Genomic DNA, 25,308 nt, shown 5'->3' on the forward strand with positions numbered 1-25,308 from the left:
CTCGCCGTACAACGTCGGGTATGGAGACCATGCTCATCCGGGCCGCCGCGGTGCACACGCTGGTACCGGGCCAGGCCCCGCAGCGGGCGGTGGCGGTACGAGGCGACCGCATCGCCGCGCTGTCAGCCGACCCCGACGGCCTCGACGACTGGGTGACCGCCGGCACCACGATCCTCGATCTGCCCGGGGCCACGGTGCTGCCCGCGTTCGACGACACCCACACCCATCTGATCTTCGCCGGGCGCAGCGCCCATGACGTCCCCGTGCACCAGGCGCACACCATCGCCGAATTCCTGGAGCTGATCCGGCAACGGGCCGCCGTCACCCCTGCGGGCCAGTGGATCCGCACGACGACGAACTGGCAGGAGTACAACCTGGCGGAGCGGCGCATGCCCACCGCCGCCGAGCTCGACCAGGCCACCGACCGCCACCCGGTGCTGGTCAAGCGCGGCGGCCACAACGACGTCGTCAACACCTACGCGCTGCGCCTGGCCGGCATCACGGAGGACACCCCGGTCCCGCCCGGCGGCGTGATCGGCCGCGACGCCGGTGGACGGCTCGACGGCCGCCTGATCGACAGCGCCATGGCCCTGGTGGAGCGACTCGTCCCCGCGGAGGACCGAGCCGGACGCGCCGACGGGCTCCGCCTGGCCGGCGGCCGGTACGCCGCCACCGGCATCGGCACCGTCCGGGACTGCGCCGTATCCCTCGACGACTACGCCCTGCTTCGCGCCGTCCGGGAGGCCGATGCGCTCGACATCCGGGTGCGGGCCCTGATCGGGGCGTTCGGCCTCGGCGGGGCCGAGCTGGAGGACCTGCTCGACGCCATGGAGGTATGGCGTTACGACGCCGACCCGTGGCTGCGGGTGTGGGGCGTCAAGTTCGGCCTCGACGGCGGACTGGAGGCGGGCGCCACCGAGGAACCGTACGCCTGCGACCACGCTTTCTCCGGCACGTTGGTCTGCGAACCGGACGCGCTGTTCGAGGCCGTCGAGACCGTCGTGCGCCGCGGCTGGCGGGTCGGCACCCACGCCTACGGCGACCGCGCCGTGCGCATCCTCCTGGACGTCTACGAGCGCGTGCTGCGGAACAACCCCGGCCTGCCTGCGGGCACCCTCGTCATGGAACACGGCGGCCTGGCCGGGCCCGCCCAGCGCGCCCGAGCAGCCGCGCTGGGCATCCCCGTCACCGTCCAGCAGCCGCTGCTGCACGACACCGCCGAGGTCGAGCGCGAGTTCTGGGGCCCGGAACGCGTTGCTGCGCTCTTCCCCGCCAGGGGATGGATCGACCAGGGTGCGCTGGTCACGGCGGGCTCCGACTTCCCGGTGGGCCGGTTCGGCGCCATGCGCTCGGTCTGGGGCATGATCACCCGGCAGACCGTGATCGGCGTCCAGGGCCCCGAACACGCCATCACCTACGACGAGGCCGTCGCCCTACACACCACCAACGCCGCGCGCCTGCTCGGCGAGGAACACCTGCGCGGCACCCTCACCCCCGGCCGCCTCGCCGACCTCACCATCTGGGACCGGGACCCCGCCGGTTGTCCCCCTGAGGTTCTCCGCGACCTCGACCCCACGCACACCGTCGTCGGCGGCCGCGTCGTCCACGCCCGTCCCTGACGGCGAGCTGACGAACGAGAAGTCCCGTCCGGCCAGCTCACGGCGGGCGGCCTCACCACCGCCGGCGATCGGAGAAGACCGCGGCCGACGTCGGCGTGGCCGGCTACACGCTGGGCGGCGGCCTGCCCTGGTTCGCCAGCGGACCACCTGTGATCGCAGTCACGTACCGACCTTACGCTCGGGTTTCGTCCGGTTCAGCTTGCCGAGCCCGCATACAAATGGGACATCGGACGTTGAAGAAGCACGCCGAACTGTCAGGCCAGGTCGCGGCAGCGGCTGCTCGCCTCGGCGTCTCCGACTTCCTCGTACGCCTCGGCCGCCCGCGCGTACGAGCTGCGGCTCTCCTCGTTCCGGCCCTCCTCGGCCAGCAGGGCCGCCAGTGTCTCCAGGGAGCGGGCCTGCTGGGACGGTAGCTGGGCCTGCTCCATGAGGCCGATCGCCTCGGTGAGCTTCAAGACGGCTTCGGATCGGTGGCCGAGCAGCGCCAGGCATTCGCCGATCCGGGCGAGCGCGATGGGCCGGGTGAACGTCACCACGCTGGGCCTCATCCCCGACCGGTTGTCGTTCAGCAGGTCCCACAGCCCGAGGTACTGCTCCAGTGCCTCGGTGTGGCGTCCGGCGTCGCGCAGGCAGGTGCCGAGGGCGCCCAGGCACTGGCTGTAGGAGTCGATGTCGCCACTGGCCTTGAACATCTCCGCCGCCCGGGTCTCCGACGCGATGGCTTCGCTGAGCCGTCCGAGGCTGCGAAGCGCGCCTCCCGCGTTGTGGTGAGCCGAGGCCATCTCGTCCGTGGCGCCCCTTCGGGTGGCGAGGTCCAATGCCTGGGCCGTGTACCGCAGCGCGGTTTCCGGGTCGTCACGCGGGACCAGATGGACCCAGGCGAGCAGGTTCAGCTGGTTGGCCTGCCGGGCCTGATCGCCCAGGGCGGCGGCGGCATCGGCGCCGAGAGTGAAGACCTCCAGCCAGTGCGGCGCGTGCATCCACCGGTCGGAGAACCAGTCCAGCGACTCGGCGCAGTTCAGGACCGCCGCGTGCCGGCCCGTGCCCGCCGCGGCGCGCAACGCGCCCATCCAGTTGTCCACGTTCACGCGCAGCCAACGGTCGGCTTCCTCCGGGGAGGACAGGCCGCCGGCGGCCTGTCCATGGCCGGATTCGAACCACCGCCCGGCACCGGTGGCCATCCGCAGCAGCCACGACGTCACCGCCTCGGTGACCGTCTCCCGCTCGGCCGCCGTGTCCTCCCGCCGGAGGCGGTCGCCGGCGAACAGGCGGACCAGATCGTGGAAGCGGTAGCGACTCGCCGCGCTGTCCTGCAGGAGGCCGAGATCGACGAGCTCGTCCAGCACGTCCCAGGCGTCCTCGGTGTCGACCTCGCCCACGACGGCGGCGAGCGTGGCGTCGAAATCCCGTCCGGGGATGAGGGACAGCCGCCGGAAGATCTGGCGTGATGAGCGGGTTAGCTGCTCGTACGACATCGCGAACGCATTGGCGATCTTCAGGTTGCCGGCCTTGAGCTGCTCCAGGCGCCCTTGCTCGTTCCCCAGGCGGGCGGCGAGCTCGGCGGGCTTCCAGCCGGGCCTGCTGACCAGCCGGTTGCCGATGATGCGCAGCGCGAGCGGCAGTCCGCCGCACAGCTCGACGAGCCTGGAGATCGCCGCTCCGTCGTCGGAGGCGCTGCGCCCTTTCAAGATCTCAGTCAGCAGTTCGGTGCCCTCCAGCAGGGGTAAGGGGCCGAGGCTGAGCCTGCGGACGCCCTCCAGCCCGGCCAGCAACCGGCGACTCGTCACCAGCGCTCGGCCCACGCCGTCGCCGGGCAGCAACGGCCGGACCTGTCCCTCGGAAGCCGCGTTGTCGAGCACGACGAGCACGCGCCGCTGCCGCAGCAGCGATCGGTACAGCGACGCCCGCCCGGCGACGTCGGCGGGGATCTCATGCTCGATCACACCGAGCGCGCGCAGCAGCAGCGCCAGGGCCTCTGTCGTGGGCATGGGGTGGGACGACATGCCGAACAGGTCGAGGAACAGCACGCCGCCGGGGAAGTCCGGCCGCAGAGCATGCGCGGCGCGAACGGCGAGCGTCGTCTTGCCCAGTCCAGCGGATCCGGTGATGATTCCCACGCCCGCGGCGCCGGGCGCACCCTGGGGGCGGATGAGCTCGGTGGTCCAGGTCAGCTCGACGGTCCTGCCGGTGAAATCGTCGACCGGCCGGGGCAGATCGCACTGACCGTTCGGGCGGGTCCAGTGGTCGCGCAGGCGGCCCTCGCGGGCCAGCTCCAGGAACTGGTCGCGGTCGTCGCCTTCCAGGGCGAGAGCGTCGGCCACTGCGGTGACGGTGCGATGCTGGGGTCCTTTGCTTCGGCCTCGCTCCATGTCCGACAGTGTCCGGTTGCTGACCCCGGAGGCTTCGGCAAGTTGCTCCAAGGTCATTCGGGCCGCCCGCCGGTGGCGGCGCAGCACCTCTGCGAAGCCGGCTGGAGCGATCATGGGCATCACCCTCCCTCACCCCGAGCGATCATTCATCGTAAGAAATCCGGTGGGACTTGCCCATCGCGCGGCAGACACCACAAGGAGGCGCCCGCCGGTCGCGCGACTTCGGCTGACCGTGTTCCGGCGAGAAAGAGGACGTTCGGAGTCGCGAGACACCCGGCCCCGTGAAAAACAAGGGACCGGGGCGGATGTCGGGATTGCCGGTCGCGCACGTCGGCGGTGATCTTTCACAATCAGCACCAGGTTCCCAATGATGGGCATGGTCACTCCTGACCTGGAAGAACAGGCCCACTGCCTGCCAGAGGCCCTCTCAACTCGCGCCGGAGACCACGACCCATGCAGCGCAGAGCCCAGGCCTGAGCGGTTCAGCCCTGGGCGGCCGCCTGGTCGCGGCAGCGGGCCGCCGCGTCTCCCTCGCCGATCATGTCGAACACCTCCGCCGCCCGAGCGTAGGTGTGGCGGCTCTCCTCGCCGCGCCCCTCCCCGGCCAGGATGCCCGCCAACGTCTCCAGGGCGCGGGCTTGCGAGCTGAAGGCGTGGAACTTCTCCAGCAGAGTGGCGGCCTCGTTCAGCATGCCGATCGCTTCGGCCGGGCGGCCGAGCAGGCTCAGGCAGTGGCCGATCCGGGCCAGCGTCTGCGACCGGGTGAACGAGGCTATGTCCGGCGACATGCCCGAATCCTTGTCGTCCAGCTGGGACAGCACCTGCTGGAACTGCTCCAGCGCCGCCTCGTGGTGTCCGTCGGCGACGAGGATGTCGCCCAGAGCGTTCAGACTCTGGACGTAGGCGTCCATGTCGGAGTCGGTGTGGAACATCTGCGCCGCCATCGTCAGCGAGTCGGCGGCCTCGCCGAGCCGGCCGAGGTGCCGCAGCGCCGTCCCCGCGTATTGGTGGGCCCAGGCGATCTGCGCCCTGGAGCCGCTGGTGCTGGCCAGGTCCAGCGCCTGGGTCGCCAGCCGCAGCACTCCTTGCAGGTCCATGGGCGGCACCAGATGAACCCAGGCCAGGTAGTTGAGCTGGGTGGCGTGCTGAGCCGCATCGCCCAGGGCCTCGGCCGCCCGGACGCCGAGCGTGAACACCTCCTCCCACGACGGCCAGTACATCCAGCGGTCGGAGAACCAGTGCATCGACTCCGCGCATTCCAGCACGAGCGCGTGCCGGCCCTCGCCAGCCGCCTGCCGTAAGGCGCCCAGCCAGTTGTCGGCGTCCGCGCGCAGCCAGCGCTCCGCCTCCTCCGACGAGGAAAGCTCGGCCAGGTCGGCGTCAGGCCGGCCGGGGCCGCCATAGGCGGGCTCGAACCACCGCCCGGCCGCGACGGCCATGCGCAGCAGCCACGAGGTCATGGTCTCGGCGCTCGCCTCGCGGTCGGCTGCGGGCTCTTCGGCGTGCAACCGTTCACGGGCGAACAGCCGTACCAGGTCGTGGAAGCGGTAGCGGCCCGAGGCGTTGTCGTGCAGCAGGCCGAGGTCGACGAGCTCGGCCAGCGCGTCCCATGCCTGCGCGATCGAGACCCCGGCGACGACCGCGGCCAGGGCCGCGTCGAAGTCATGGCCGGGCACCAGCGCCAGGCGGCGGAAGACCCGCCGCGCGGATACGACCAGTTGCTCGTACGACATCCCGAACGCGTTGGCGACCTCCAGATCACCCGCCCGGAGCTGGCCCAGGCGGCGTTCCTCGTCCGCCAGCCGGGACGCGAGCTCGTCAGCGCTCCAGCCGGGCCGGCTGACCAGCCGGTTGCCCACGATCCGCAACGCCAGCGGCAGACCACCGCACAACTGGGCGAGTTCGCCGATCGCCGCCGCACCGTCGGCGGAGCCGCGCTTGGCCAGGATCCCGGTCAGCAGATCAGCGGCCTCCCCCGACGGCAACGGGCCCAGGCTCAGCCGCTGCACCCCCTCCAGGCCGGCCAGCAACCGGCGGCTCGTCACGAGCACCCTGCTCGGTCCGCCGCCCGGCAGGAGCAGGCGGACCTGCTCTTCGGACCTGGCGTTGTCGAGCACGACCAGCACCCGCCGCTCCCGCAGGATCGCGCGGTAGAGCGAGGCGCGTTCGAGGGCGTCGCGAGGGATCTGCCGCTCGGCCGTGCCAAGCGCGCGCAGCACGTGCGCCAGTACGTCATCGGCGGCCAGCGGCTGGGCCGACATGCCGAACAGATCCACGAAGAACACTTCGCCGGAAAAGGCAGAGCGCAAGACGTGCGCGGCCCGGACGGCGAAGGTCGTCTTGCCCAGTCCCGCCGCCCCGGTGACGAGCGCGACCCCGGCTGCACCCGGCACGTCACCGGCGTGCACGAAGTCGTCCATCCAGGCCAGCTCGGCGGCGCGGCCGGTGAAGTCGTCCACCGACCGGGGCAGCTCGCCCAGACCGGTCGGGCGGGCCCAGTGATCCCGCAGCCGGCCGTCACGAGCCAGGCCGATGAACAGCTCGCGATCGGCTTCGCCCAGCGACAGCGCGTCGGCCAGGGCGGCAACGGTCCGGTGCTGCGGGCCTTTGCTGCGGCCGCGTTCCATGTCCGATAGCGTGCGGACGCTGACCCCGGAGGCATCGGCGAGCTGCTCCAGCGTCAGCCGGGCCGCCCGCCGATGCTGGCGCAGTACCTGCGCGAAGCTGGCTAAGTCAGTGATGACCGCGCTCCCTTCCCTCAGCGGACGAGCGCCAGCCTACGTTAACGATCATGATCAGGTACGCCCTGACAAAGAACGGCAGGATGCTGAGGAGCCGATGGCCAACGGGTCGGCGCAGAAGCGGGCCTCCTGGCGAGACAGTGAAGGTGCACCGGGACGCAGACGCGCCCGGGCGCAGTCCGAGACGGCCGAGCCAAGATCATTGCTTGGCGTTCAATCCCGCAGCGTTACCGGTGGGACCCCTCATCCACAGGTCTGTCGGCCGTTACCCATGACGTGCACAATCGGCCACATGACGATCACTGCGGGCGCGCCGCCCACGCACAACACGCTTGCCGACCTCGCTCTGGGGTTCCTGACGGGCGGGGTGATCGGGGCGTCGCTGACCGCCTTCATCGGTGGCTGTGTCGTCGAGAAGGTGCCGCTGATCGTCACGGGGCTGGTCCTGCCCGCGGTCTACGGGCTTCTCTTCTTCCTCGCCACGCTGCCGCGCCGTGCCAGGGAGGCGGCCGTCGTGCCGCGCGCGGCGCTCGCGGTGATCGAGAGTCTGGAGGCCGTCGGGGGTGAGAGCAGCGACGTGCCGGTGCGGTTCGAGCTGTCCGTTGCGCCGGACGACGCACCCGCGTTCCGTGTCGAGATACGGCAGGACGTCAACCTCGTCGAGCTGACCGATTACCGGCCGCGCGGGGTCGTGGTGGTGGAGTATCCGCCGGACCGACCGTGGAAGACGCGGATCGTGAAGCGGCCGACGCCGGAGTGGGAGGAGCGGGCGGCCGTGGCCCGGGTGGACTCGGTGCCCGGTCCAGCCATGAAGAGCGAGACCCCGGGGGGCTGTGCCGGCGGTCTCCTCACTCTCTTCGGGCTGCTGCTCGGCGCGGCCGCCGTGCTCCTGCTGTTCCGTGCCGACCTGTTCGACTCCCACGAGGGCGAGAGCGGCGCCCCCAAGCCGTCCGTCTCCTCCTCGTCGTCCACGACCACCGTGACGTCGGCGACGGGCACGGTCACCCTCGGTCCTGGCCAATCGATGCTCGACGAGGGCGAACTGCGCAAGGCCGTCGAGTCGTTGACGCAGGGCGCGGACAAGCGTCAGGCGCTCACCGTCGTCGTGCAGGACCGCCTGCTGACGGTCGTCTTCTCCCCCAGCGGAGTGAAGATCGCCGGGTTCGACCCGAGGTCCCTGCCCTACGACCGCGTCCCCGGCCTGGTCGAGGAGGCCAGGACCACCCTCGGCGTCGAGTCCCCGCAGAGCTGGCAGCTCACCGCCGACGGCGTCACCGGCTCGCTCACGCTCAGGGTCGTGGTCACCGGCGGCGGGGGCACGGGAACGCTGGAGGCGAACCGCCAGGGCAAAGTGCTGCGGCGCAGCGGCAGTTGACCGGATCGGCAGGAGGAGGGGCGCATGGGGTGGGACGAATTTCTGGTGCTGTGGTGTGCGGTGTGGGGTGTGGTGGCGCTGGTCGGGTACGGCATGTCGCTGGCCGGAGTGACCAAGGCGCAGCGGACGGTCCGGCTCACAGGGCGGATCGAGCGGGTGCGGGAGCCCCGGCACGGTGGGTCCCGGGCGGGCGGAATATCGGTGGTCGTCTCCTACCGCGACCCGGCCTCGGGCCAGGAGGTCACCGTGACGAACGACGGTGAGCGGGGCGAGATGATCACCTCTGCGTGGGAGGGCCGGGAGATCGGGGTCAGCCACCCGCGAGGCAGACCGCACGCCTACCGGTTCTCCAACACTCCGGAGGAGCCCAGTCGTGGGCTGGGCTGGCCGAGTTTCGCGGTCTTCCTGGTCTACGTCGGGCTGGTGGTCCTCGCCGCGGTCGGTTGGGGGTGGCCGTGGGCGCTGATCGGCTTCGGCGGGCCGTGGGCGGTCTCCGGCGCCGTTCATCTGCCCGGGGCAGTACGCGCCAAGAACCGCCGCATCGAGAGGCTGGCCGCGATGGACACCGTGCAGGGACAGGTCGTCGCGGTCCTGAAGGATGTCAGTGTCGACGACGACGGCCACGCCTCGACCACCATCACCCCGGTCGTGTCGTTCACCACCCGCGAGGGCACGGCCGTCACGGCCCACTGCACGTCGAACCTCCCGGACCCCGCCGGCTCGTACGGCCGTGACGTCACGGTCCACTACACGTCCGCCGACCCGGCCGAGTTCACGCTGGACCGCGCGGCCGAACACCGCTCGGAGGAGCGGGAGGTGACGTTCAACGTCCTGGTGTTCGTCGTGCTCATGGCGACGACCGTGGCGGGAGTGGCGATGCTCTGAGGCCCAAGAGGGTTCTGGGCCAAGTGAGTTACCTTCTCCCTCATAGTCCTGGCCGTCACCCTCCCGGAAGAACCGCACCAGCTGCCCGCCCGCCGACCCTGCCCATGTCGCGGTGCCGACGCAGCTGGATGACCACCGGCCGCCCGAACACGCCGGTCACCGGCATCATCCCGGTGACGATCACATCTTCGGCACCACAGCGCACACGCCGACCCCGATGCGGCGCGTACGAGCGGACCTCGTCCTCCGCCGTCGACCACGACAGCCAAACCGGCTGCGCGCCATGGAGAAGCGGTCGAAGACGGGAGGAGATCCGGGACCCCTGGGCCGGCGGACGTCGCTCCGGTATCGGCGATCTTGGTGAAGCCCGCGGGCTCGGGCAGGGCCGTGCGGTGCCCTGGCCGGCCGCTACGAGGAGTCCGCGCGCAGGTGTGCGGCGGTGGTGGTCGTCGAGGCCGTCACCACACATCCGGCGGCCCGGCACAGCGCGATCCCCGTGGCAAGGCGCACGCTGTCGTGCGGCCGCCCGTCGGTGACGTGGACGGCATTCACCGGGCGAGCTGCTCGAAGCCGCGCAGCATCGCGGTGAGCCCCGTCTCGAAGTGGTCGTCGAGGGCGGTGGCGTCGGCGGCTTCGGCGAGCAGGTTGTAGTCGGGACTGCCGGGCTGGGGCTTGCGGCTGCGCCGATCGGCGCCCAGCTTGGTCACGGCGACACTGAGGGCGTGGCCGACGGTGAACTCGCGCAGGCAGCGGGTGATGCGCAGGGCCTCTGCCGGGGAAATGCCGGCGTCGCGGAGTTCGGTGAGCATCCGCACGCCGGTGTCGATGGAGGCCGGTGAGCGTACCGGGCGGGTGGCGAACAACGACACCGCGTTTGGGTGGCGCAGGAGCGTGTCGCGCAGCCGCAGGCAGTAGTCGCGGGCCAGTTGCTGCCACGGCCCGTCCCAGGGCAGGGTGTCGACGTCGACCTCCGCGAACAACATCTCGGCGACGCCGTCGAAGAGGTCCTCCTGGTCCGCATAGTGACGGTAGACGGCCATCGGGTCGAAGCCGCCCGCGGTCCCGAGCTTACGCATGGAGAATTTGCGCAGCCCGTGGGCGTCGATGAGGGCGAGCGCGGCGGCGGCGAGGTATTCGCGGGTGACGGTGGGCCGCGTGGGCTGCTCCGGCAGCCTGACCGGCGGGCTCGGGTCGGCCGTCATGGCTGGAAACCCTCCAGGATCTTCGTCAGCGTCGCGGTGAATTCCTCGGGGTGCCGCATGAACGGGACGTGGCCACCGGGGAACTCTTGGCAGGGTACGCCAAGGCGCTCGGACAGCAGGTGCGCGGGCGCATAGTAGGGCTTGCCCGCGCTGTCGCGGCCGGTGGCCGGGCACCAGGGCGCCGTGGTGGCGGCCAGCGCGGCCAGGTCTGGCCGGTAGTCGAAACAGAAGGCGGGCAGTTCGCGGCGCATGGTCAGCTCCGCGTTGCGGAGTTGACGGGTCATCACGTCCGGCTCACGCCTGGTGATCTTGCGCGTCAGGCCGCCGGCGGCGAGCACGAGGTGGGTGGCGGCGGCGATCAGGGCCTGGCCGGATGGCGACAGGAATATCCGTGGCGGGTCCGGCAGGGTCATGCCGCCGAAGGCCGCGTAGGCCCGCATCACGTGCCCGTCCCGGCCGAGGCGGCCGAGGCGTTCGATCTCCCGCCGTTCGGCGGAGTCTGCAGGGAGGAGTTGCACCAGCGGCGGCTCGTGCACCACCGCGCCCAGGAGGCGATCGGGGTGTCCGATCACCATCTCCAGGGCGATGATCGCGCCGCTGCTGTTGCCGAAGACGCAGGCGCGCTCCAGGCCGTAGTGGTCGAGGATGGCGACGGCGTCGCCGGCCTGCGTGGCGGGATCGATCGGGGCGTCCGGGTGGGTGAACGGGCTGCGCGAGTTGCCGCGCCGGTCATAAGCGATCACGGTGAAGGTCCCGGCCAGCAGCGGGATCACGTCCGCATACATGTCGGCGTCCCCTCCGCCGCCGGAGATCAGCAGGAGCGGTGGCCCGTCGCCGGTCCGCTCGACGTGCAACCGGGCCCCGGGAACCATGACGGCGTCACTCACGGTGTCTCTCTCCCCTCACTCAAGGATTCCTCTACGGTGTAGTTTTCGTCTACAACATATGCTTCTTCTACAGTGTAGACAGACACGGATGGCTATCTGGCTCGAGGAGAGATGGATGTCCCGCCCGAGAAGGTCCGCGCAGAGGCGGATCAAGGCGCTTCTGGCCTGCGGATTCGCCCCGCTGATGTTCCTTGTGGTGATCCTCCTGGACGGGGCGCTGCAGCCCGGCTACGACCCGGTCGACCGCTGGGGCAGCGAACTCAGCAACGGCGACTGGGGCTGGATCCAGATCGCCAACTTCGTCGTCACCGGCCTGCTGACCACCGCGTTCGCCGTCGGGGTACGCCGCGCGCTGCGCAGCGGCCCAGGTTCGAAGGCGATACCAGTCCTCACCGGCGTCCTCGGGTTCTGCCTGATCGTCGCAGGGGTGTTCGTCACGGACCCGAACCCGGGCTTCCCGCCCCGCGTACAGCCGCCCCCCGAGCCCACCCTGCACGGCTGGGTCCACAACCTGAACCTCTTCCCGGCCTGGGCGGCGTTGACGGCGGCCATCCTCATGGCCGCCTATCGGGGCATCGTCCGCAAGGAGGGCATGGCCTGGATCCTCACCACCGTCATCGCCGGCATCTTGACCCCACTGACGCTGTACATCGCGGCACAGCGCTTCAGCTTCGACACCCTCTCGGGAAGCGGCCACGGCCTGTGGCAGCGCATCAGCCAGGCGATCGGCTTCGGCTGGTACGCCCTGTACTCCGCACACCTGCTTCGCGACAGCCGGAATATCCCTCTCCAAGCCGCAGGCCACCGCCCTGCCGCCCAACCGTCCCAGCGAACAGATGGCACCGCCGTATAGGGCTGATGGCCGTCGTGCAGGCTGCGGAACAGCTCGGCACGCCCCTGCTGGGTTCGGATATCGGGCATGTGTCATTCTCCTTCCGGACCGAATCTCGGCCTCGCTTTGGAGACGCGCTCTCGCCCCGGACGTGAGATGCGAAGACGGAGAACTTTCAAGGCCTCTAAGCCGCAGCCCGCGGCCGGGGCGTGGCGCAGGACCGCGTCGCCCGGCGGGGAAGGCGTCCGGCCGGTGCCGACGCGGACGGCCGGGTAGTCCACCGTCCATGGCCCCACCTCGTAGGCCGGCACCGAGTGTGGCGCGCGGGGGCAGGGTCTCGGTGCGGGCGTGGCGCGGGTCAGGCCGATGCGTTCGCGCAGCTCTTCGACAGGCTGGCACGCGATCGCCGCCGGGACCGCGAGCATGCGCAGGCCGCCGCCTGCGGGCCGGGGCCGACGGCCCCGCAGGCGGCGATCAGCCGTGAACTGGACAGCCGGGTGGCGGGCAGGGACTCAACCGTTCCGACTCCGGGCACATACGGGGGCGGTGACGCCGCGCCTTGCGGCATTGCGGCGTACGGCATCGGCGGCCCGCGTCCCGGCGCGGGCCACACAGAAGGGAGGTCTCCTGGTCACAGCCTGATCGGCACGCCATCTCGGCCGGTACGTGAGGCTGCGGCTAGAACAACCGGCTGGCCCGTGCCTCGGCCGGCTCCTCAAGGTCCAGCAGAGTCTGCTTGCGCTCGAGCCCGCCACCGAATCCCGTGAGCTTCCCGCCCGCGCCCACCACCCGGTGGCAGGGGATGACGATACTCACCGGGTTACGCCCCACCGCCTGGCCCACGGACTGCGCGAGCCCCTTGCTCCCCAGCTCGACCGCGATATCGCCGTAGGTGATCCGCTCACCGTAAGGGATCTCCCGGAGCAGCGCCCAGACCCGCTCCTGGAACTTGTCGCCGTTCGTCACCGCCGGGACATCGAATACCTGCCGGTCCCCGGCGAAGTACTCGTCGAGTTCGCTCTGCGCCTGCGCCAAAACCGGATCCGCCGATGCGGCGACGCGGCGGCCCCACGCCGACTGCGGGGGCGTGTACCGGTAGCGCGGAAAATACAGCCCCACCAGCGCGTCACCGCCGGCGACGAGCAGCAGCCGCCCCACCGGGCTGTCCACATAGGCGTGTCGGACGTCCACTCTGATCTCCTGCCTGCAACCGCTGCCTGTCCACAACGTAGACGCGCGAGCGGCCTGAAACGTGAGACGCGTCCTGACGGTGACCGGCCGGGACGAGGCGGCGAGGCAGTGGAGCCTGCGACAGGCCAGACTCTCGAAGAGCATAAAGACGCGACGCCTGCCCGGAGATCACGAAGCGTGCAAGGACTGCTTGGAGGGTGCGGCGTCAGCACCTTCCCGCCCTTGCCGAACCGTTCAGTGAACCATCGGCGGCAAGTACTCGCATCCGGCCCTGAGAGTCCGCGGCGCCTGGGCGAAGGCCGACAGGCCGCGCACCCAGCGGGACGAGCTACCACCGTAGGGCTGCCACGCCGACCAGGCCGAGGTGTTGTCCCCTCAGCCACAGCGCGGGTCCGCCTGCGGACCTGCCATCCGTCGATCCTGGCTGATGCCTACGGGATGTCGGACGTCGACCGTCCCCGGCTCGTCGAGGTGTTCGCGCTGCGGACCCGGCGGGCGTGGTTCCTGATGAAGCAGAGAGCCGAGGAGCAGGGCGGTGGCTGGGCAAGGATGTGGGACCCCTGACAGCGCCACGGTTTGTCCCCACCCCCGGGCGAGCGCCAAGACAAGTTGATCGCGGTGTTGGATACCGTGTGCGCTGGTCCTTCCTCGGCGCGATGACGATGGCCGCTCCTCGTCTCGCGTCAAGATCGTTCGTCCTTGGCTTCGCCTGCGAGCGCTGCAGCGATGCGGCCGGCATCGTGCATGGCCTGGGCGTCGGTGTGCTGGAGCAGGATGTGCGCGAGCCGGATCTGGCCGAGCAGGTCGATCGGCAGCACCGCCGGGGTGTCCACGCCGACGCTGAGCGTCACCCCGTGGGCGATGGCACGGCGCAGCACGGAGACGGAGCGGGTGGCGGCCACACATTCACCATCGTTCTGTTCGTGGGTCGTGGTGAGCGGCTGCGGGATGGCCTTGAAGAGCTCGGAAAGCGCTTCCAGATCGGGTCTCACGCCCCCAGCGGGCGTCACGCACCTGACCTTGACGCGGTCGTAGCGTCAGTGGGCGGGCTTGTCGCGGGGACGGGGCCGGGCGCGTACGTGCATGCGCTCGCCCTGGCGCCCCAAGAGGCTGAGGATCTCGACAGGCCCCTGACCGGTGCTGCCGAACCAGTGCGGCAGCCGGGTGTCGAACTCGGCGACCTCGCCCGGGTCGAGAACCAGGTCGTGATCGGCCAGGATCAGCCGCAGGCGTCCGGACAGGACGTACATCCACTCGTAGCCCTCGTGTGTACATGGCTCCGGCGTGGCCCTGGTCGCGGGAAGGACCATTTTGAAGGCCTGCAGCGGGCCGGGTTGCCGGGTCAGGGGCAGAATCACGTTGTCGTTCACGTGTTTGGGCGTGAGGCGGACCCGGGGATCGCCGACTTCTGGCGCGCCGACCAGTTCGTCCAGCGGTACCTGGTGAGCCTGGGAGATCGGGAGCAGGAGTTCCAGGCTGGGGCGGCGCTCGCCGGCCTCCAGCCGGGACAGGGTGCTCTTGGAGATGCCCGTGGCCTCGGACAGCGCGGCCAGGGTGACGCCGCGCTCGGTGCGCAGGCGTTTGAGGCGGGGGCCGACCTCGGCCAGGGCGGCGGCGATCGCGGATGGGTGTTCCATGTCCTCATTCCACCGCACGTTTCCCGGAAACAGCAACAAATGTTGCCTCCTTGGGGGTGGTGATTGCAGGCTGCGGGCGGAGGTGGTCGCTATGAGCGATGCGAAGAACGCGGCAATGAACGATTCGATGTACGACGTGGTGGTGGTCGGCGCGGGCGCTGCCGGGCTGAGCGCCGCCCTGGTGCTGGGCCGGGCCCGACGCAGAGTGGCGGTGGTGGACGCCGGGACCCCACGCAACGCCCCGGCCGCCCACATGCACGGTTTCCTGTCCCGGGACGGCATGCCCCCGGCGGCCCTGCTGGAGGTGGGCCGGGCCGAGGTGACCGGGTACGGCGTTGAGCTGATCGAGGGCCGGGTCGACCACATCGAGCCAGGCTTCCTCGTGCACCTGGCGGGCGGCCCGGCGCTCCGCGCCAGGCGAGTACTGGTAGCCACCGGGCTGCGCGACGAACTGCCCGAGATCCCCGGAGTACGCGAGCGCTGGGGCAGGGACCTGCTGCACTGCCCGTACTGTCACGCTTACGAGGTCCGCGGCGAGCCGATCGGCGTTCTGGGCACCCATCCGAACGCGGTGTCCCAGGCACTGCTGCTGCAAAAGTGGTCAGCCGACATCGTCTTCTTCCCGCACACCCTGGCGGTGACCGACGGCGAGCGCGAACGGCTGGCCGCCCGCGGAGTGCGCGTCATCGACGGAGTCATCAAGCGGCTGGTGGTGGACGAGGACCGGGTGCGCGGAGTCGAGCTGGCCGAAGGCAGCGTGGTGCCCCGCAGCACGGTGTTCGTCTTCCCGCACATGCTCCCCCGTGACGCCCTGCTGACCGACCTGGGCTGCGAGCGGGACGAGAACGGCTGGGTGACCACCGATCCCTCGGGCCGGACCAGCGTCCCCGGGCTGTGGGCGGTGGGCAACGTCGCCGATCCCCGGGCACAGGTGATCACCGCGGCAGGCATGGGATCGGCGGCCGCGATCGCCATCGACCACGATCTCGTGAACGAGGAGGTCGCGCGGGACGTCGAGGACTACCGCACGGCGGAGGCCAGGTCCCCGGCCTCCCTGCGACCGATCGCCCACGCCGTCTCCCTCGAAGAACACCGGGCCTGAGACCCGGCCCCGCCACCACGCCATGACGGCGAGAACGCCGTCCCGCACTCGAACAAGGAGGTCTTCACCATGTCCGCAACCCCCGTAGACAGCATCACCGAGCAGACGTTCCCCGCCCGCGTACTCCAGGCGAAGCGGCCGGTCCTGATCCAGTTCTGGGCCCTGTGGTGCCACCCGTGCCGCATGGTCACCCCGATCGTGGAGGAGCTGGCCACCGAGCACGCGGACACACTGGACGTGGTCAAGGTCGACATCGAAGAGGAGCCCGGCCTGGCGGCTCGGCACGGGATCACCGCCGTTCCCGCCTTCGTCGTCTACGCCGACGGCGAGCCCAAGGGGTCGTGGGTCGGCGCCGCGCCCAAGCACGCCCTGGAGCAGAAGCTCTCCGCCTACCTGGGGCGCCGCTAGGAAGAATCGCCTCGAAGGGCTGGGGCCCGGGGGGCCTCGGTCGGGAACCGAAACTGGCCGTGACCGGCGGGCGCGTCACCGCGCCCGCCGGCGCCTCCGCGTAGTCACCCGATCACCTTGGCCGAAACCCCGGCCCCGGCTAGCCTCGGGCTTGGCCGCTTCGTCGGCCGACTGCCGGGCAGCTCGGGCGGAGTCCGCAGACGCTTCCGCGGACCTCTTCGCATACACGAGCGCGACCACGGCCACGGCAACCCCGATCAGGGCGACGACCGCGCCGCCGACCGCGATCCGGCTCTCGGCGTTCAACCCGTGCCAGCTCCACTCCGCGAGGGTGGGCGAAGGCGTTGGGGGGCACTTCAACGATGTCGGCTCCGCGCCGGTCGCGCCGCCCGACTTGCCGACCCGGGGCTGCGGGTCAGCACCCGCTGAGAGGTCCTCGCCGCGGGCGACTACCTCTCCGCATATGTCCTGGAGTGCGCAGTTCAATTCACAATAGGCAGGGGAAAGAAGTGAGCAGAGTGACTATTGTCGTCGACGCGGCGCGCTGCGTCGGGTCCGGGACCCGCATGGCGATCGCCCCCGACCGGTTCGAGTTCGACGATGAGGACCGCTCACGGCCCATCGCGGAGACTGTGGAGGAGGACACCGGCGTTCGTACCGCCGTCGACATGTGCCCCACTCAGGCGATCACGATCCGCAGGACCACCGCGGACGCACCGGGCGCTAAGGCGGACACCCGATGAGGTTCGCACCCGCGCACCTGGAGGACTGGCTGCGCGACTCGTACTTCACCGCCCGCTACGACCTGGGGTGCAGCGGCGTCAACAGCTGGTCTTACCGTGAGCTGAGAGAGTTGCTCGGTCTCGGCACCGATTTCTTCGACGATGTGGTCTTCGACGACAGCCCCTCGTTCGGGGCCGAGACCACCCGCACTGCGGTGGCCCGGCGTTGGGGCGACGGCGACCCCGACCGCGTGATGGTCACCCACGGCTCCTCCGAGGCGATCTTCCTGGTGACCGCCAGCCTGCTCGACCCCGGTGACGAGGTGGTCGTCACCGACCCCTGTTACTACGCGCTGGACTCCGTCGCTGAGGCCATCGGGTGCAAACTCGTCCGCTGGCGCCTGGACCCGACGGAGGATTTCCAGCCCGATCTGGACGCCCTGCGCCGGCTGATTACCACGGCCACCCGCATGGTCATCGTCAACTTCCCGCACAACCCGACCGGTGTCACCCTGACCGAGCCACAACTCACCGAGTTGGTCGAGCTGTGCGCTGAGCACGACGTCTTCCTCCTTTGGGACGGCGCATTCGCAGATCTCGCCCACGACCCGGCCGCACCGCTGCCCGACCCCGCCACGCGCTACCACAAGTGCATCTCGCTCGGCACGCTGTCCAAGGCGTACGGTGCCCCGGGACTACGGTTCGGATGGTGCCAGGCAGCACCGGCCGTCCTGCGACGACTGTTGCCGATGCGGGATCGTTCGACCCTCGCCCTGTCGCCGATGGTCGAACGGCTCGCCACCGCCATGATCACCCAGGCCGACCGGCTGCTCGCGCCGCGGCTGGCGCAGGCCAGGCGTAACCGCGGCGCCCTCGCCCGATGGATCGTGGCTCAGGGCGGGTCGGTCGACGGTCCGCTCGCCGCCGGTGGCGTCACCACCTTCCTCCGCCTAGCCGTGCCCGACGTCCCCGCGCTGTGCGAACGCCTGCTGCGTCAGCACGACGTCCTGGTCGTGCCTGGTGACTGCTTCGGGCATCCCGATCGCGTCCGACTCGGCTTCGGCGGCCCCAGTGACGACTTCGCCGAAGGGCTGTCCCGGTTCAGCCGAGTGCTTGGCGAGGAGAACCAGTGACCACCTCCAACCGCGTCGCGCTGGGTGCGCTGCGATGGGGACTGGCGGCTGTACCGGGCCTGCGCAGGGTACGCCACCGATAGCGAGCGCGGCAGGCCCTGGTATGGGGGCCGTCCTTGGTGACCGGCTGCGTCGAGCATGAGTGCCGTCTGGAGGACGCCATGCAGGTCGCCCGGTCGCTCGCCCTGGCCGGTCCCGCCGCCGCTGGCCGAACCGCTGGCAATCGTGGACCGCCACACCCACGAAGGGCTGACCACCGGGCAGGTCACGCTCCCGGGCCACACCGTGCGGTTCCGGCTGCTGCGCTCCTGGCAAAAGGAGATGACCCGGGTGGACACAGCGCTCGCCACAAAGCACACGGACTGCGACCCGCTGGGTTGCTGATCAGCTGTGCTCACAACGATCGAGAGCGTGGACCGCAGGCGGCTCGATCTTGCGCAGTCGTGTGAATGGCACAGCTGAGGCGAGCGCGAGAGCGATCGCTCCCACCAGCAAAAGGGCGAACCAGGCGCCAGAATTGTCGATGACGATTCCAGCTGCCGCGGATGCCAGCGATGCGCCGAGGTTTACGGAGGTGTTGATCCATGTCGACGCTTCCGTCCGGCTGGTTTCCGGAACGATGGTGTCGGCGATGAGGTACCCGGTGATGAGAGACGGAGCGAGGAACAGGCCAACGAGCGCGAGGCCCGCAGCGAAGAGACCGAGTGTGTCCAACTGCGACACGAGCACCGCGGCAAGCCCCATGCTGACGCACAGGGCGAACAGTCTCGCGCCGATTCCTGCCTTGAGGTTCAGCTGCCCGTAGAGAAATCCTCCGAGAGCACTTCCGCCGGCAAAGGCTGCCAGGAGCCAGCCCGAAGCTGAGACAGCATCATGCCGCGCAGCGGCTGCCGGTGCTGCGATCTCCGCGACTCCAAGTACACCACCGACGCCTAGCAGGACGATCAGTACCCTTGCGAAACCTGGCTGGCGCAGCGGACGATCACCTCGCGCGACGCCCCCTCCTGTTCCGCGAAGCGCCCCCGACGACGCGCTCGACGTCATAGCTGCGGTGCCGAGGAAAACGGCTGCCGCGGTCACCCAGAGCCCGGCGCTGGGAGAACTGGCGACAATGACCGCGGTGATGATGACGGGGCCAGCGACGAAAAGGAGTTCTTCGCACACCGCGTCGATGCTGAAGGCTTTTGTTCGCTGGCTTCCGGCCGTCGTGAGCGACGCCCAGATCATTCGCATCGCCGCCCCCAGGGGTGGCGATGCCAGGCCGATCACCGCGCTGAGAATGAGGAACCAGATATCCGCAACTCCCTCGGCTTCTGTGATGAGCGCGAGAGCGATGAACCCTGAGGCTTGGCCTGACGCCATGGTGGTGAGCGCGATTCGTTGACCGAATCGATCGACGGCCCTGGCGCGCCAGGGGGCGGCGATGACGTTGGCGATTCCGAACGCCGCTGTTGCGAAACCGGCTTGTGCGTACGAACCCGTACTGTCTTGGACGGCGAGGAGGAGGGCAAGACCGCCCATCGCAAGAGCGGATCGACCGATCAGGGCGGGGAGGAAGGCGCGAAGCGCGCCAGGAAGCAGAAGCACTGCAAGCACGAAGAAGCTCCGATGATGTGCGACCGGCGTCGTATGCGCGGCCGCCAGAGTCTGACGGTTGTCGAGGTCCGGAGGGCACGGCAAAGCGCACCCTCTACGGATCAGAACCTGGGCGGGAGAGACCCAGGACCGTCAGATGAACATCACGATGAGCACGTGGATACCCTAGCGGGCTGCGGACTCTGTGCTGACTGAGGTTTTCTCAGCAAAATGATCTACTCGAAGCGGCATAAACTACTCCATGCGTGAGCAGATGTTGAGCCCCCCCGGCGACAGCCTGGTGGTCGTACCTGCCACAAGGTCGTGAATCCACAACGACCGCCACGACTCCACCGTCCCGGGCACTGGGGCGGTCCATCTCCATCGACCCAGGTTGGAAACCGGAGGGCTCAGGTTATACGGGTGTCGAGGTCAGCGGCGCCACTGTCTCCGGTTTCCCGCCGTGGCGCACCTCGTAGTCGTAGCCGAGCCGGTCCATGAAGTCCACGGAGTCGACACCGGCGGAATCGTTCATGTCGTACCGGATCGCGATGTCCACCGATGTGGCGTCGCCTCCTCGTTCCGCGACGAGCGCCGCCGTCACAAGGTTGGTGACCCCGCCCATCCAGCCCGAGGAAAGGAGCACGGGCGCGGTCGGACGGGCGAGGGTCGCCACCGTGACCGCGCGGGTGAGCCGGCCGGTCCATCGCGTGATGTCCACGTAGGGGATGCCGGCGTCGACGGCGGCGCGGAGCACACGGTCTGCACGTTCATGGCGTAGGAGTTTGAAGGCCGGAGTGGTTCAGATCCGGCGGCGTCAGTGCGTTACGGAGGTGTATGCCGTGGCCAGCTCGTTCCAGATCGTGCCCGCGGGGTCCTCATCGGATCCGTCCCGGTTGGTCACGACCATCAGCGTCACACCTCGCACCATGTCGGTCGCTCCCATCGACGTGAAGCCGGCGAAGGCGCCGGGGTGGCCCTGCCAAACGCGCCCGCCGACCGTGGCGCGCTCGGTCGCCATCCCGTAGGTGTCGTCCTGCGCGACCGCCTGCGGCGACGACGTGATCATCTTTTTGACGGTGTCGGGCCGCAGGAGCCGGTTCCTGACGTACAACGCGTCGAGGAACTTGGCGCCGCCGAGCGCGGTGCCGGCGAACAAGCCGTCCCCGAACGGCAGGCCGTACAGGTCGGTGGGGATGCCTGTGGCGCCGAAGTCGGTGAAGGTGTCGATCGGTTTGCCGGCGCTCTCGTAGTCGTAGCCGTGGGCGAACCGGAGGAAGGCGCTCCGGGATCGCTCGGCGGTCAGCAGTTCGCTCGTCTCCCCCGCCCGCTGGAGGAAGCGCCGGATGTCGCGCTCCAGCGCCTCGTCTCCACCGGCCGTCCTGCTCAGCACGCGCGACAGGATGATGAATCCGGTGTTGGAGTAGTCGTACCGCTTGCCGGGGGCGACCGGCTTGCGAATGCCCGGCGCCAGCATGGCGAAGGTGTAGGGCCGGTTCGGATCGTATTGCGCGCCGTCCGGGGGGAACAGGGGGGCGGTCTTGGGGTCGTCGTACAGGTCCGGGTAGCCCGCGGTGTGCGTGAGCAGCATCCGGAGCGTGACCGCGTCCGATCCCGGCACCTCCTTGCCGACATAGGCCGAGATCGGTTTGTCCAGGGCCAGGACTCCGCTCTCGACCTGGTGCAGGGCGTATGCGCCCAGGATGTTCTTGCCGAAGCTGGCGAAGCCGAACATCGTCGAGTCGGTGACCGGTGAGGGCGGGTCGTTGACCGCCTTGCCGGAGTTCGCCGACCAGATCAGCTTGCCGTTGCGTATCACGACGGCCTGGACGCCGGGGTCACCGGCCTTCGCGGCCGCCCTGGCAAGCGCCTCGTCCAAGGCGGCCTGTACCGGATCCTCGCTGGCCGGGGCCGCCGCCGCGGACGCCGGGAGGATGCCCAGCCCGCCTGTGAGGAGGCTGAATGTCAGCACGACTGATCTGATCATCACTTTCCTTACCTTCTGGTCTGCGGTTCTTCTCCCTGGGTGAGCTCGCACCATTGTGAATTCGGTTCCCGCGGCTGATCTTCGGCGAGATTTTCAAAGAGTTCACCCGTGCGAGTGGCCGAACCGCCAAACCTCGGCCGCACGAGCCAGGAGCCGTTCGCATTGGCCGACCCCATGGAGAGATCGGCGAGCTTCACGCGGCGCGCTCCAGGACGTACCAGCCGTCGCGGGTGAAGCCGGTGACCCGGTAGCCCTCGGTCAGCGCGCCCCTCAGGGCCTCGCACTGCGCGGCCCGCCAGTCCCGCGCCGCGCCGGGCTCCTCTTGGCGCATCCGTTCGATGTCGGCGGGGGTCGCGCACTTCAGTACGGCATGGCCGTCCGGCCCGGCTACCCGGCCGGAGGAGTCGAGGATCACTCGTGCCTCACCGCCATCGGAGGGTTCGGCAGCATCCCGCCGCGGACGGGGCTCGGGCGTTGGCGGGAAAGCAGAAATTCATCGGTCCTCGTTTGTACTCGGGCGTAGCGCCGGGCCGAGCCGCAGTTGCAGCGCCAGGACCAGCCGGATGTCGGGGTCGTCCAGGGCGACGAGTTCGCCGATCCTGCGCAGGCGGTAGCGCAGGGTGTTGGGGTGCACCGACAGTGCCTCGGCCGCCTTGGCCACGTCGTAGTGCGCCGCCGTCCATGCCCGCAGGCTGTGCACCCAGTTGGTGCTGTGCCTGGCGTCGTGCTCGGCCAGCGCCGACAGGGGTTCGCCGAGGAGGGCGGGACTGGTGCGCATGGAGGCCACCACTTCCTGCAGGAACAGCGTCGCCGACAACTCCTCGTACCCGCCGACCGTGCCGGTGGCGAACGGCCCGCGCATCGCCCGCAGCGCCTCCCCGGCCTGGCGGGCGCTGAGGGGCGCCTGGACCACGGAGGGCACGGTCCTGCCGATCCCGGCACGCCATCGGCCGCCCAGCCGTTCCTCGATCTGGCCGAGCGTCCCGGCGGTGATCCTGCGCAGGGCGGGTGCGGTGGAGTCGGCGGCCACGACCGCGTATGCGCGGCCGTCGACGGCGCCCACCGCGCCCCTGATGCGGTAGGCGGCGTAGGCGGTGCGCAGGAGGTCTCCGGCGTGTCCCGCGGTGAACACGTCGCCGTCGCCCGATCCGATGGTGACGACGACGACCGGCTCGCCGGGGTTGAGGCCGAAGGAGGTGGCCAGCTCGCCGACCGGGCCGACGCCGCGTAGCAGCCAGCCGAGCCACTCGTCCCTGGTCCGGCGCGCCTCGTCGGCGGCCAGGTTGATCCTGGCCAGGTGCGGGGCGGCGTTCCTCGCGGCCTCGGCCAGGATCTGGGGCGCGTCGGGTTCGAGCGGGGTGTCGGCTTCGATGACCCAGATGGTGCCGAGCGCCTCGCCCCCGGCCCGGACCGCGATGCCCAGCCGGGGCAGGTACTCGCGGGGCTCGTAGCTCCACACGGCTTCATCGGAGCGGAGGACGGCGGCGTACTCCTCGGTGTGAGTCGGGTGCTCGGGGACCCTGCGGCCCAGGATGCCCTCCCTGCGCAGGTCGTCGATCCGCTGCCCGCCGACCGTGGAGTAGGCCAGGACGCGCATGGCCAGGTCCTCGATGGCCACGGCTCCGCCCGCGCGCGCCGCCACCTGGTTGGCCAGGGCGAACAGGTCGGCCGCCGTCGTCTCCCCCAGGTTGGCCGCCGGGGCGACCACGGCCAGGAGGGCGTCGACCAGGGCGTAGAGCTGGCCCCACGCCAGGTCGGGGGCGGCCGCCAGGAGCGCGATGCCCGCCGTACCGGCAGCCTCCGCCAAAGCCACGAAGCTCCCCGAGACGCCCTCGGTTCCCAGGCTTCGGACCACCACGGCGGCCACCCCGGCGGCGGCGGCCTGCTGGATGTCGGCCGGGTCGGGGCGGCCGGTCACCAGGAGCAGCGCGCCCTCGGCTGCGGCGAGGGGCTCGCTCGCGCCGTGGATGATGGTCGCGCCGACCAGCACCTGTCTGCCGCCGGGCAGGCAGATCGCGGTGACGGCGTCGGGGCCGAGGCTGTCGAGCAGCACGCCGAGTGTGACGCGTCCGTTGGCACTCACCGGCGCAGCACCCGCCCGTGCCTGCCGCCGGTGAACGCGCCGTCCTCGATCACCGGGTGACCGGCCAGGAGCACGTGTCTGACGCCCACCGGGGCCACGTCGGGAACCTCGTAGGTGCCGTCGTGCCTGATGGTCTCGGGGTCGAAGACGCACACGTCGGCCACGGCCCCCGCCCCGAGCCACCCCCGGTCGGCCAGCCCGAACTGGGCAGCCGTGGCCGAGGTGATCTTGCGGATGGCCTCCGGCATCGGCACGACCCCGCGCTCGCGCACGTAGGTCCCGAGGAAGACGGGGAACGTGCCGAACGTGCGCGGGTGGTCGGGGCCGACCGGCGGCCCGCCGTCGGAGCCGATGGAGACCAGCGGATGCCGCATGATCCGGGTGACGTCGTCATCGTGCATGGTGTGGAAGACGCCGGACCCGTGCGGGTCATCCGTGATCAGGTCGCACAGCACGTCCCAGGGGTCGCGGCCGTCGAGCACGTCGGACAGCCGCTTGCCGAAGCTCATGAGCTGGACATCCTCCGGGTGCACCTCGCGCCACAGGCCGACGCCGGTGCCCTGGTCCGGGTCTTCGGCGAGGGCGCGCAGCTTGGCGCGTTCGCCGGGGTCGCCCAGCCGCCTGAGCAGCTCCTCCTGTCCGCCCTCGCAGGCCACCGGCGGTAGCAACGCCACCAGTTCGGTGCCGAACGCCTGGTACGGATAGACGTCGGCGCGCAGATCGACGCCGCGCGCCCGCGCCTCGGTCAGCACGGCCAGCAGCATCTCCGAGTCCCCGTGCACCGCACGCCCCGAGGCCTTGCAGTGCGAGACCTGCAGCCGCAGCCCCGCTCCCCTGGCCACCGCGATGGCCTCGTCGAGCGCGTCGGCCAGTCCCTCGCTCTCGCTGCGCATGTGGGTGGCGTAGACGAGGTTCCACCGGCGGGCGACGCGGGCCAGCGCGATCAGCTCCTCGATGTCGGCGTAAGCCCCGGGCACGTACTCCAGTCCGCTCGACAGCCCAACCGCGCCCGCCTCGAACGCCTCGGCCGCCAGCCGCTCCATCGTCGCCAGCGCACCGGGGGGCAGGACGGCGTCCATCCCGGCGACGGCCGCGCGCAGGGTGTTGTGCCCGACGAGGACGGCGAGGTTGCCGGTCGTCCCCACCTGGTCGACGGCGTCGAAGTAGTCGCCGAACGCCGGGAAGGTCTGGTCGGTCAGGACCTCCGGCACGAGGACCGGGCTCAACGGGGGGACCGGCGCGCAGGAGAAGCCGCAGTTGCCGACGATCTCGGTGGTGACGCCCTGCAGCAGTTTGTACGGGTTCTCGCCGTCGAGGAAGGGCACCGTGTCGGAGTGGCTGTGCGGGTCGACGAAGCCGGGCGCGACGATGAGCCCGTCCACGTCGATGACGCGGGCGGCCGGTCCGAGCTCGCGCCCGATCGCGGCGATCCGCCCGCCGCTGACGGCCACGTCGGCGGTACGGCCGGGCGAGCCGAATCCGTCGTGGATCGTGCCCGCACGCAGGATGAGGTCGTGCATGGAGGAAGCCTTCCTGAAGTGACCGAGATCCGCTTCATGC

General features: G+C 70.4%; 24 protein-coding genes. 10 read left to right on the plus strand and 14 right to left on the minus strand.

Features of this window, described 5'->3' with window-relative positions; all coding sequences use genetic code 11:
* Positions 1-20 precede the first annotated feature (20 nt).
* The gene (locus ACQP1V_RS28055; protein WP_433413068.1) at positions 21-1,619 is read left to right on the plus strand and encodes an amidohydrolase; all 1,599 of its coding nucleotides are present in this window, start codon (positions 21-23) and stop codon (positions 1,617-1,619) included.
* Between the two features lie 254 nt (positions 1,620-1,873).
* On the opposite strand, the gene ACQP1V_RS28060 is transcribed toward ACQP1V_RS28055, so the two are convergent.
* Both ACQP1V_RS28060 and ACQP1V_RS28065 read right to left on the minus strand, forming a co-directional pair.
* Positions 1,874-4,102 (minus strand): helix-turn-helix domain-containing protein, encoded by a 2,229-nt coding sequence (locus ACQP1V_RS28060; RefSeq protein WP_433413069.1) that lies wholly within the window; start codon positions 4,100-4,102, stop codon positions 1,874-1,876.
* A 368-nt stretch (positions 4,103-4,470) separates the two neighbouring features.
* Positions 4,471-6,750 (minus strand): ATP-binding protein, encoded by a 2,280-nt coding sequence (locus ACQP1V_RS28065; protein ID WP_433425963.1) that lies wholly within the window; start codon positions 6,748-6,750, stop codon positions 4,471-4,473.
* Positions 6,751-7,021: 271 nt separating this feature from the next.
* On the opposite strand from ACQP1V_RS28065, the gene ACQP1V_RS28070 reads away from it, so the two are divergent.
* Both ACQP1V_RS28070 and ACQP1V_RS28075 read left to right on the plus strand, forming a co-directional pair.
* Positions 7,022-8,104, plus strand: a complete 1,083-nt coding sequence (locus ACQP1V_RS28070; RefSeq protein ID WP_433413070.1) for a hypothetical protein — start codon at positions 7,022-7,024, stop codon at positions 8,102-8,104.
* Between the two features lie 24 nt (positions 8,105-8,128).
* Positions 8,129-8,989: a DUF3592 domain-containing protein gene (locus ACQP1V_RS28075; protein ID WP_433413071.1), complete on the plus strand. Its 861-nt coding sequence runs from the start codon at positions 8,129-8,131 to the stop codon at positions 8,987-8,989.
* A gap of 408 nt (positions 8,990-9,397) precedes the next feature.
* Here the strand turns inward: ACQP1V_RS28075 and ACQP1V_RS28080 are convergent, their stop codons facing one another.
* Genes ACQP1V_RS28080 through ACQP1V_RS28090 form a run of 3 tightly spaced genes read right to left on the minus strand, consistent with a single transcriptional unit; the run spans position 9,398 to position 11,078 of the window.
* Positions 9,398-9,541: a hypothetical protein gene (locus tag ACQP1V_RS28080; RefSeq protein WP_433413072.1), complete on the minus strand. Its 144-nt coding sequence runs from the start codon at positions 9,539-9,541 to the stop codon at positions 9,398-9,400.
* Complete coding sequence (locus ACQP1V_RS28085; RefSeq protein WP_387415482.1) at positions 9,538-10,191, minus strand: TetR/AcrR family transcriptional regulator; 654 nt, start codon at positions 10,189-10,191, stop codon at positions 9,538-9,540. The genes ACQP1V_RS28080 and ACQP1V_RS28085 overlap by 4 nt, the downstream gene beginning before the upstream one ends.
* Positions 10,188-11,078, minus strand: coding sequence for an alpha/beta fold hydrolase (locus tag ACQP1V_RS28090; protein WP_433413073.1), 891 nt, complete (start codon positions 11,076-11,078; stop codon positions 10,188-10,190). Before ACQP1V_RS28090 ends, ACQP1V_RS28085 begins: the two co-directional genes overlap by 4 nt.
* A 115-nt stretch (positions 11,079-11,193) precedes the next feature.
* Between ACQP1V_RS28090 and ACQP1V_RS28095 the strand changes: the two genes are divergently transcribed.
* Complete coding sequence (locus tag ACQP1V_RS28095; RefSeq protein WP_433413074.1) at positions 11,194-11,931, plus strand: DUF998 domain-containing protein; 738 nt, start codon at positions 11,194-11,196, stop codon at positions 11,929-11,931.
* A gap of 657 nt (positions 11,932-12,588) precedes the next feature.
* Here the strand turns inward: ACQP1V_RS28095 and ACQP1V_RS28100 are convergent.
* Positions 12,589-13,101 carry a methylated-DNA--[protein]-cysteine S-methyltransferase gene (locus ACQP1V_RS28100; protein ID WP_433413075.1) on the minus strand — a complete coding sequence of 171 codons (513 nt, stop codon included), beginning with the start codon at positions 13,099-13,101 and terminating at the stop codon, positions 12,589-12,591.
* Between the two features lie 438 nt (positions 13,102-13,539).
* Between ACQP1V_RS28100 and ACQP1V_RS28105 the strand changes: the two genes are divergently transcribed.
* Positions 13,540-13,665, plus strand: a complete 126-nt coding sequence (locus ACQP1V_RS28105; RefSeq protein ID WP_387415492.1) for a hypothetical protein — start codon at positions 13,540-13,542, stop codon at positions 13,663-13,665.
* A 119-nt stretch (positions 13,666-13,784) separates the two neighbouring features.
* On the opposite strand, the gene ACQP1V_RS28110 is transcribed toward ACQP1V_RS28105, so the two are convergent.
* Together ACQP1V_RS28110 and ACQP1V_RS28115 are read right to left on the minus strand one after the other, a co-directional pair.
* Entirely contained in the window at positions 13,785-14,093 is a 309-nt protein-coding gene (locus tag ACQP1V_RS28110) for a hypothetical protein (protein WP_433413076.1), read from the minus strand.
* A 45-nt stretch (positions 14,094-14,138) separates the two neighbouring features.
* Positions 14,139-14,738 carry a helix-turn-helix domain-containing protein gene (locus ACQP1V_RS28115; RefSeq protein ID WP_433413077.1) on the minus strand — a complete coding sequence of 200 codons (600 nt, stop codon included), beginning with the start codon at positions 14,736-14,738 and terminating at the stop codon, positions 14,139-14,141.
* Positions 14,739-14,829: 91 nt separating this feature from the next.
* On the opposite strand from ACQP1V_RS28115, the gene ACQP1V_RS28120 reads away from it, so the two are divergent.
* The 5 genes from ACQP1V_RS28120 (at position 14,830) to ACQP1V_RS28140 (ending at position 18,487) form a co-directional block, all read left to right on the plus strand.
* Positions 14,830-15,840, plus strand: coding sequence for an NAD(P)/FAD-dependent oxidoreductase (locus tag ACQP1V_RS28120; protein ID WP_433413078.1), 1,011 nt, complete (start codon positions 14,830-14,832; stop codon positions 15,838-15,840).
* 69 nt (positions 15,841-15,909) lie between these two features.
* The gene (gene trxA / locus ACQP1V_RS28125; protein WP_433413079.1) at positions 15,910-16,248 is read left to right on the plus strand and encodes a thioredoxin; all 339 of its coding nucleotides are present in this window, start codon (positions 15,910-15,912) and stop codon (positions 16,246-16,248) included.
* A gap of 518 nt (positions 16,249-16,766) precedes the next feature.
* Positions 16,767-16,991 carry a ferredoxin gene (locus tag ACQP1V_RS28130; RefSeq protein ID WP_433413080.1) on the plus strand — a complete coding sequence of 75 codons (225 nt, stop codon included), beginning with the start codon at positions 16,767-16,769 and terminating at the stop codon, positions 16,989-16,991.
* Positions 16,988-18,103 (plus strand): capreomycidine synthase, encoded by a 1,116-nt coding sequence (vioD, locus tag ACQP1V_RS28135; RefSeq protein ID WP_433413081.1) that lies wholly within the window; start codon positions 16,988-16,990, stop codon positions 18,101-18,103. Before ACQP1V_RS28130 ends, vioD begins: the two co-directional genes overlap by 4 nt.
* A 225-nt stretch (positions 18,104-18,328) precedes the next feature.
* On the plus strand, positions 18,329-18,487 hold the full coding sequence (locus ACQP1V_RS28140; RefSeq protein WP_433413082.1) for a hypothetical protein: 159 nt from the start codon (positions 18,329-18,331) through the stop codon (positions 18,485-18,487).
* Here the strand turns inward: ACQP1V_RS28140 and ACQP1V_RS28145 are convergent, their stop codons facing one another.
* From ACQP1V_RS28145 to ACQP1V_RS28170, 6 genes are all read right to left on the minus strand, one after another.
* Positions 18,488-19,699: an MFS transporter gene (locus ACQP1V_RS28145; RefSeq protein ID WP_433413083.1), complete on the minus strand. Its 1,212-nt coding sequence runs from the start codon at positions 19,697-19,699 to the stop codon at positions 18,488-18,490.
* A gap of 394 nt (positions 19,700-20,093) precedes the next feature.
* Entirely contained in the window at positions 20,094-20,435 is a 342-nt protein-coding gene (locus ACQP1V_RS28150) for a hypothetical protein (RefSeq protein ID WP_433413084.1), read from the minus strand.
* A gap of 60 nt (positions 20,436-20,495) precedes the next feature.
* Positions 20,496-21,665 (minus strand): serine hydrolase domain-containing protein, encoded by a 1,170-nt coding sequence (locus tag ACQP1V_RS28155; RefSeq protein WP_433413085.1) that lies wholly within the window; start codon positions 21,663-21,665, stop codon positions 20,496-20,498.
* Positions 21,666-21,858: 193 nt separating this feature from the next.
* Positions 21,859-22,080 carry a hypothetical protein gene (locus ACQP1V_RS28160; protein WP_433413086.1) on the minus strand — a complete coding sequence of 74 codons (222 nt, stop codon included), beginning with the start codon at positions 22,078-22,080 and terminating at the stop codon, positions 21,859-21,861.
* 78 nt (positions 22,081-22,158) lie between these two features.
* The gene (locus ACQP1V_RS28165; protein WP_433413087.1) at positions 22,159-23,748 is read right to left on the minus strand and encodes a PucR family transcriptional regulator; all 1,590 of its coding nucleotides are present in this window, start codon (positions 23,746-23,748) and stop codon (positions 22,159-22,161) included.
* Positions 23,745-25,268, minus strand: a complete 1,524-nt coding sequence (locus ACQP1V_RS28170) for an N-acyl-D-amino-acid deacylase family protein (RefSeq protein WP_433413088.1) — start codon at positions 25,266-25,268, stop codon at positions 23,745-23,747. Before ACQP1V_RS28170 ends, ACQP1V_RS28165 begins: the two co-directional genes overlap by 4 nt.
* Positions 25,269-25,308 lie beyond the last annotated feature (40 nt).

Source organism: Microtetraspora malaysiensis, assembly GCF_050947145.1.
Lineage (GTDB): Bacteria > Actinomycetota > Actinomycetes > Streptosporangiales > Streptosporangiaceae > Microtetraspora_A > Microtetraspora_A malaysiensis.

What these genes read in the sequence shown, in the direction of transcription:
- ACQP1V_RS28055 (WP_433413068.1), top strand. Translation starts at nt 21, where the DNA reads ATGGAGACCATGCTCATCCGGGCCGCCGCGGTGCACACGCTGGTACCG.
- ACQP1V_RS28060 (WP_433413069.1), bottom strand. Translation starts at nt 4,102, where the DNA reads ATGATCGCTCCAGCCGGCTTCGCAGAGGTGCTGCGCCGCCACCGGCGG.
- ACQP1V_RS28070 (WP_433413070.1), top strand. Translation starts at nt 7,022, where the DNA reads ATGACGATCACTGCGGGCGCGCCGCCCACGCACAACACGCTTGCCGAC.
- ACQP1V_RS28075 (WP_433413071.1), top strand. Translation starts at nt 8,129, where the DNA reads ATGGGGTGGGACGAATTTCTGGTGCTGTGGTGTGCGGTGTGGGGTGTG.
- ACQP1V_RS28085 (WP_387415482.1), bottom strand. Translation starts at nt 10,191, where the DNA reads ATGACGGCCGACCCGAGCCCGCCGGTCAGGCTGCCGGAGCAGCCCACG.
- ACQP1V_RS28095 (WP_433413074.1), top strand. Translation starts at nt 11,194, where the DNA reads ATGTCCCGCCCGAGAAGGTCCGCGCAGAGGCGGATCAAGGCGCTTCTG.
- ACQP1V_RS28105 (WP_387415492.1), top strand. Translation starts at nt 13,540, where the DNA reads ATGTCGGACGTCGACCGTCCCCGGCTCGTCGAGGTGTTCGCGCTGCGG.
- ACQP1V_RS28115 (WP_433413077.1), bottom strand. Translation starts at nt 14,738, where the DNA reads ATGGAACACCCATCCGCGATCGCCGCCGCCCTGGCCGAGGTCGGCCCC.
- ACQP1V_RS28120 (WP_433413078.1), top strand. Translation starts at nt 14,830, where the DNA reads ATGAGCGATGCGAAGAACGCGGCAATGAACGATTCGATGTACGACGTG.
- trxA (WP_433413079.1), top strand. Translation starts at nt 15,910, where the DNA reads ATGTCCGCAACCCCCGTAGACAGCATCACCGAGCAGACGTTCCCCGCC.
- vioD (WP_433413081.1), top strand. Translation starts at nt 16,988, where the DNA reads ATGAGGTTCGCACCCGCGCACCTGGAGGACTGGCTGCGCGACTCGTAC.
- ACQP1V_RS28155 (WP_433413085.1), bottom strand. Translation starts at nt 21,665, where the DNA reads ATGATCAGATCAGTCGTGCTGACATTCAGCCTCCTCACAGGCGGGCTG.
- ACQP1V_RS28170 (WP_433413088.1), bottom strand. Translation starts at nt 25,268, where the DNA reads ATGCACGACCTCATCCTGCGTGCGGGCACGATCCACGACGGATTCGGC.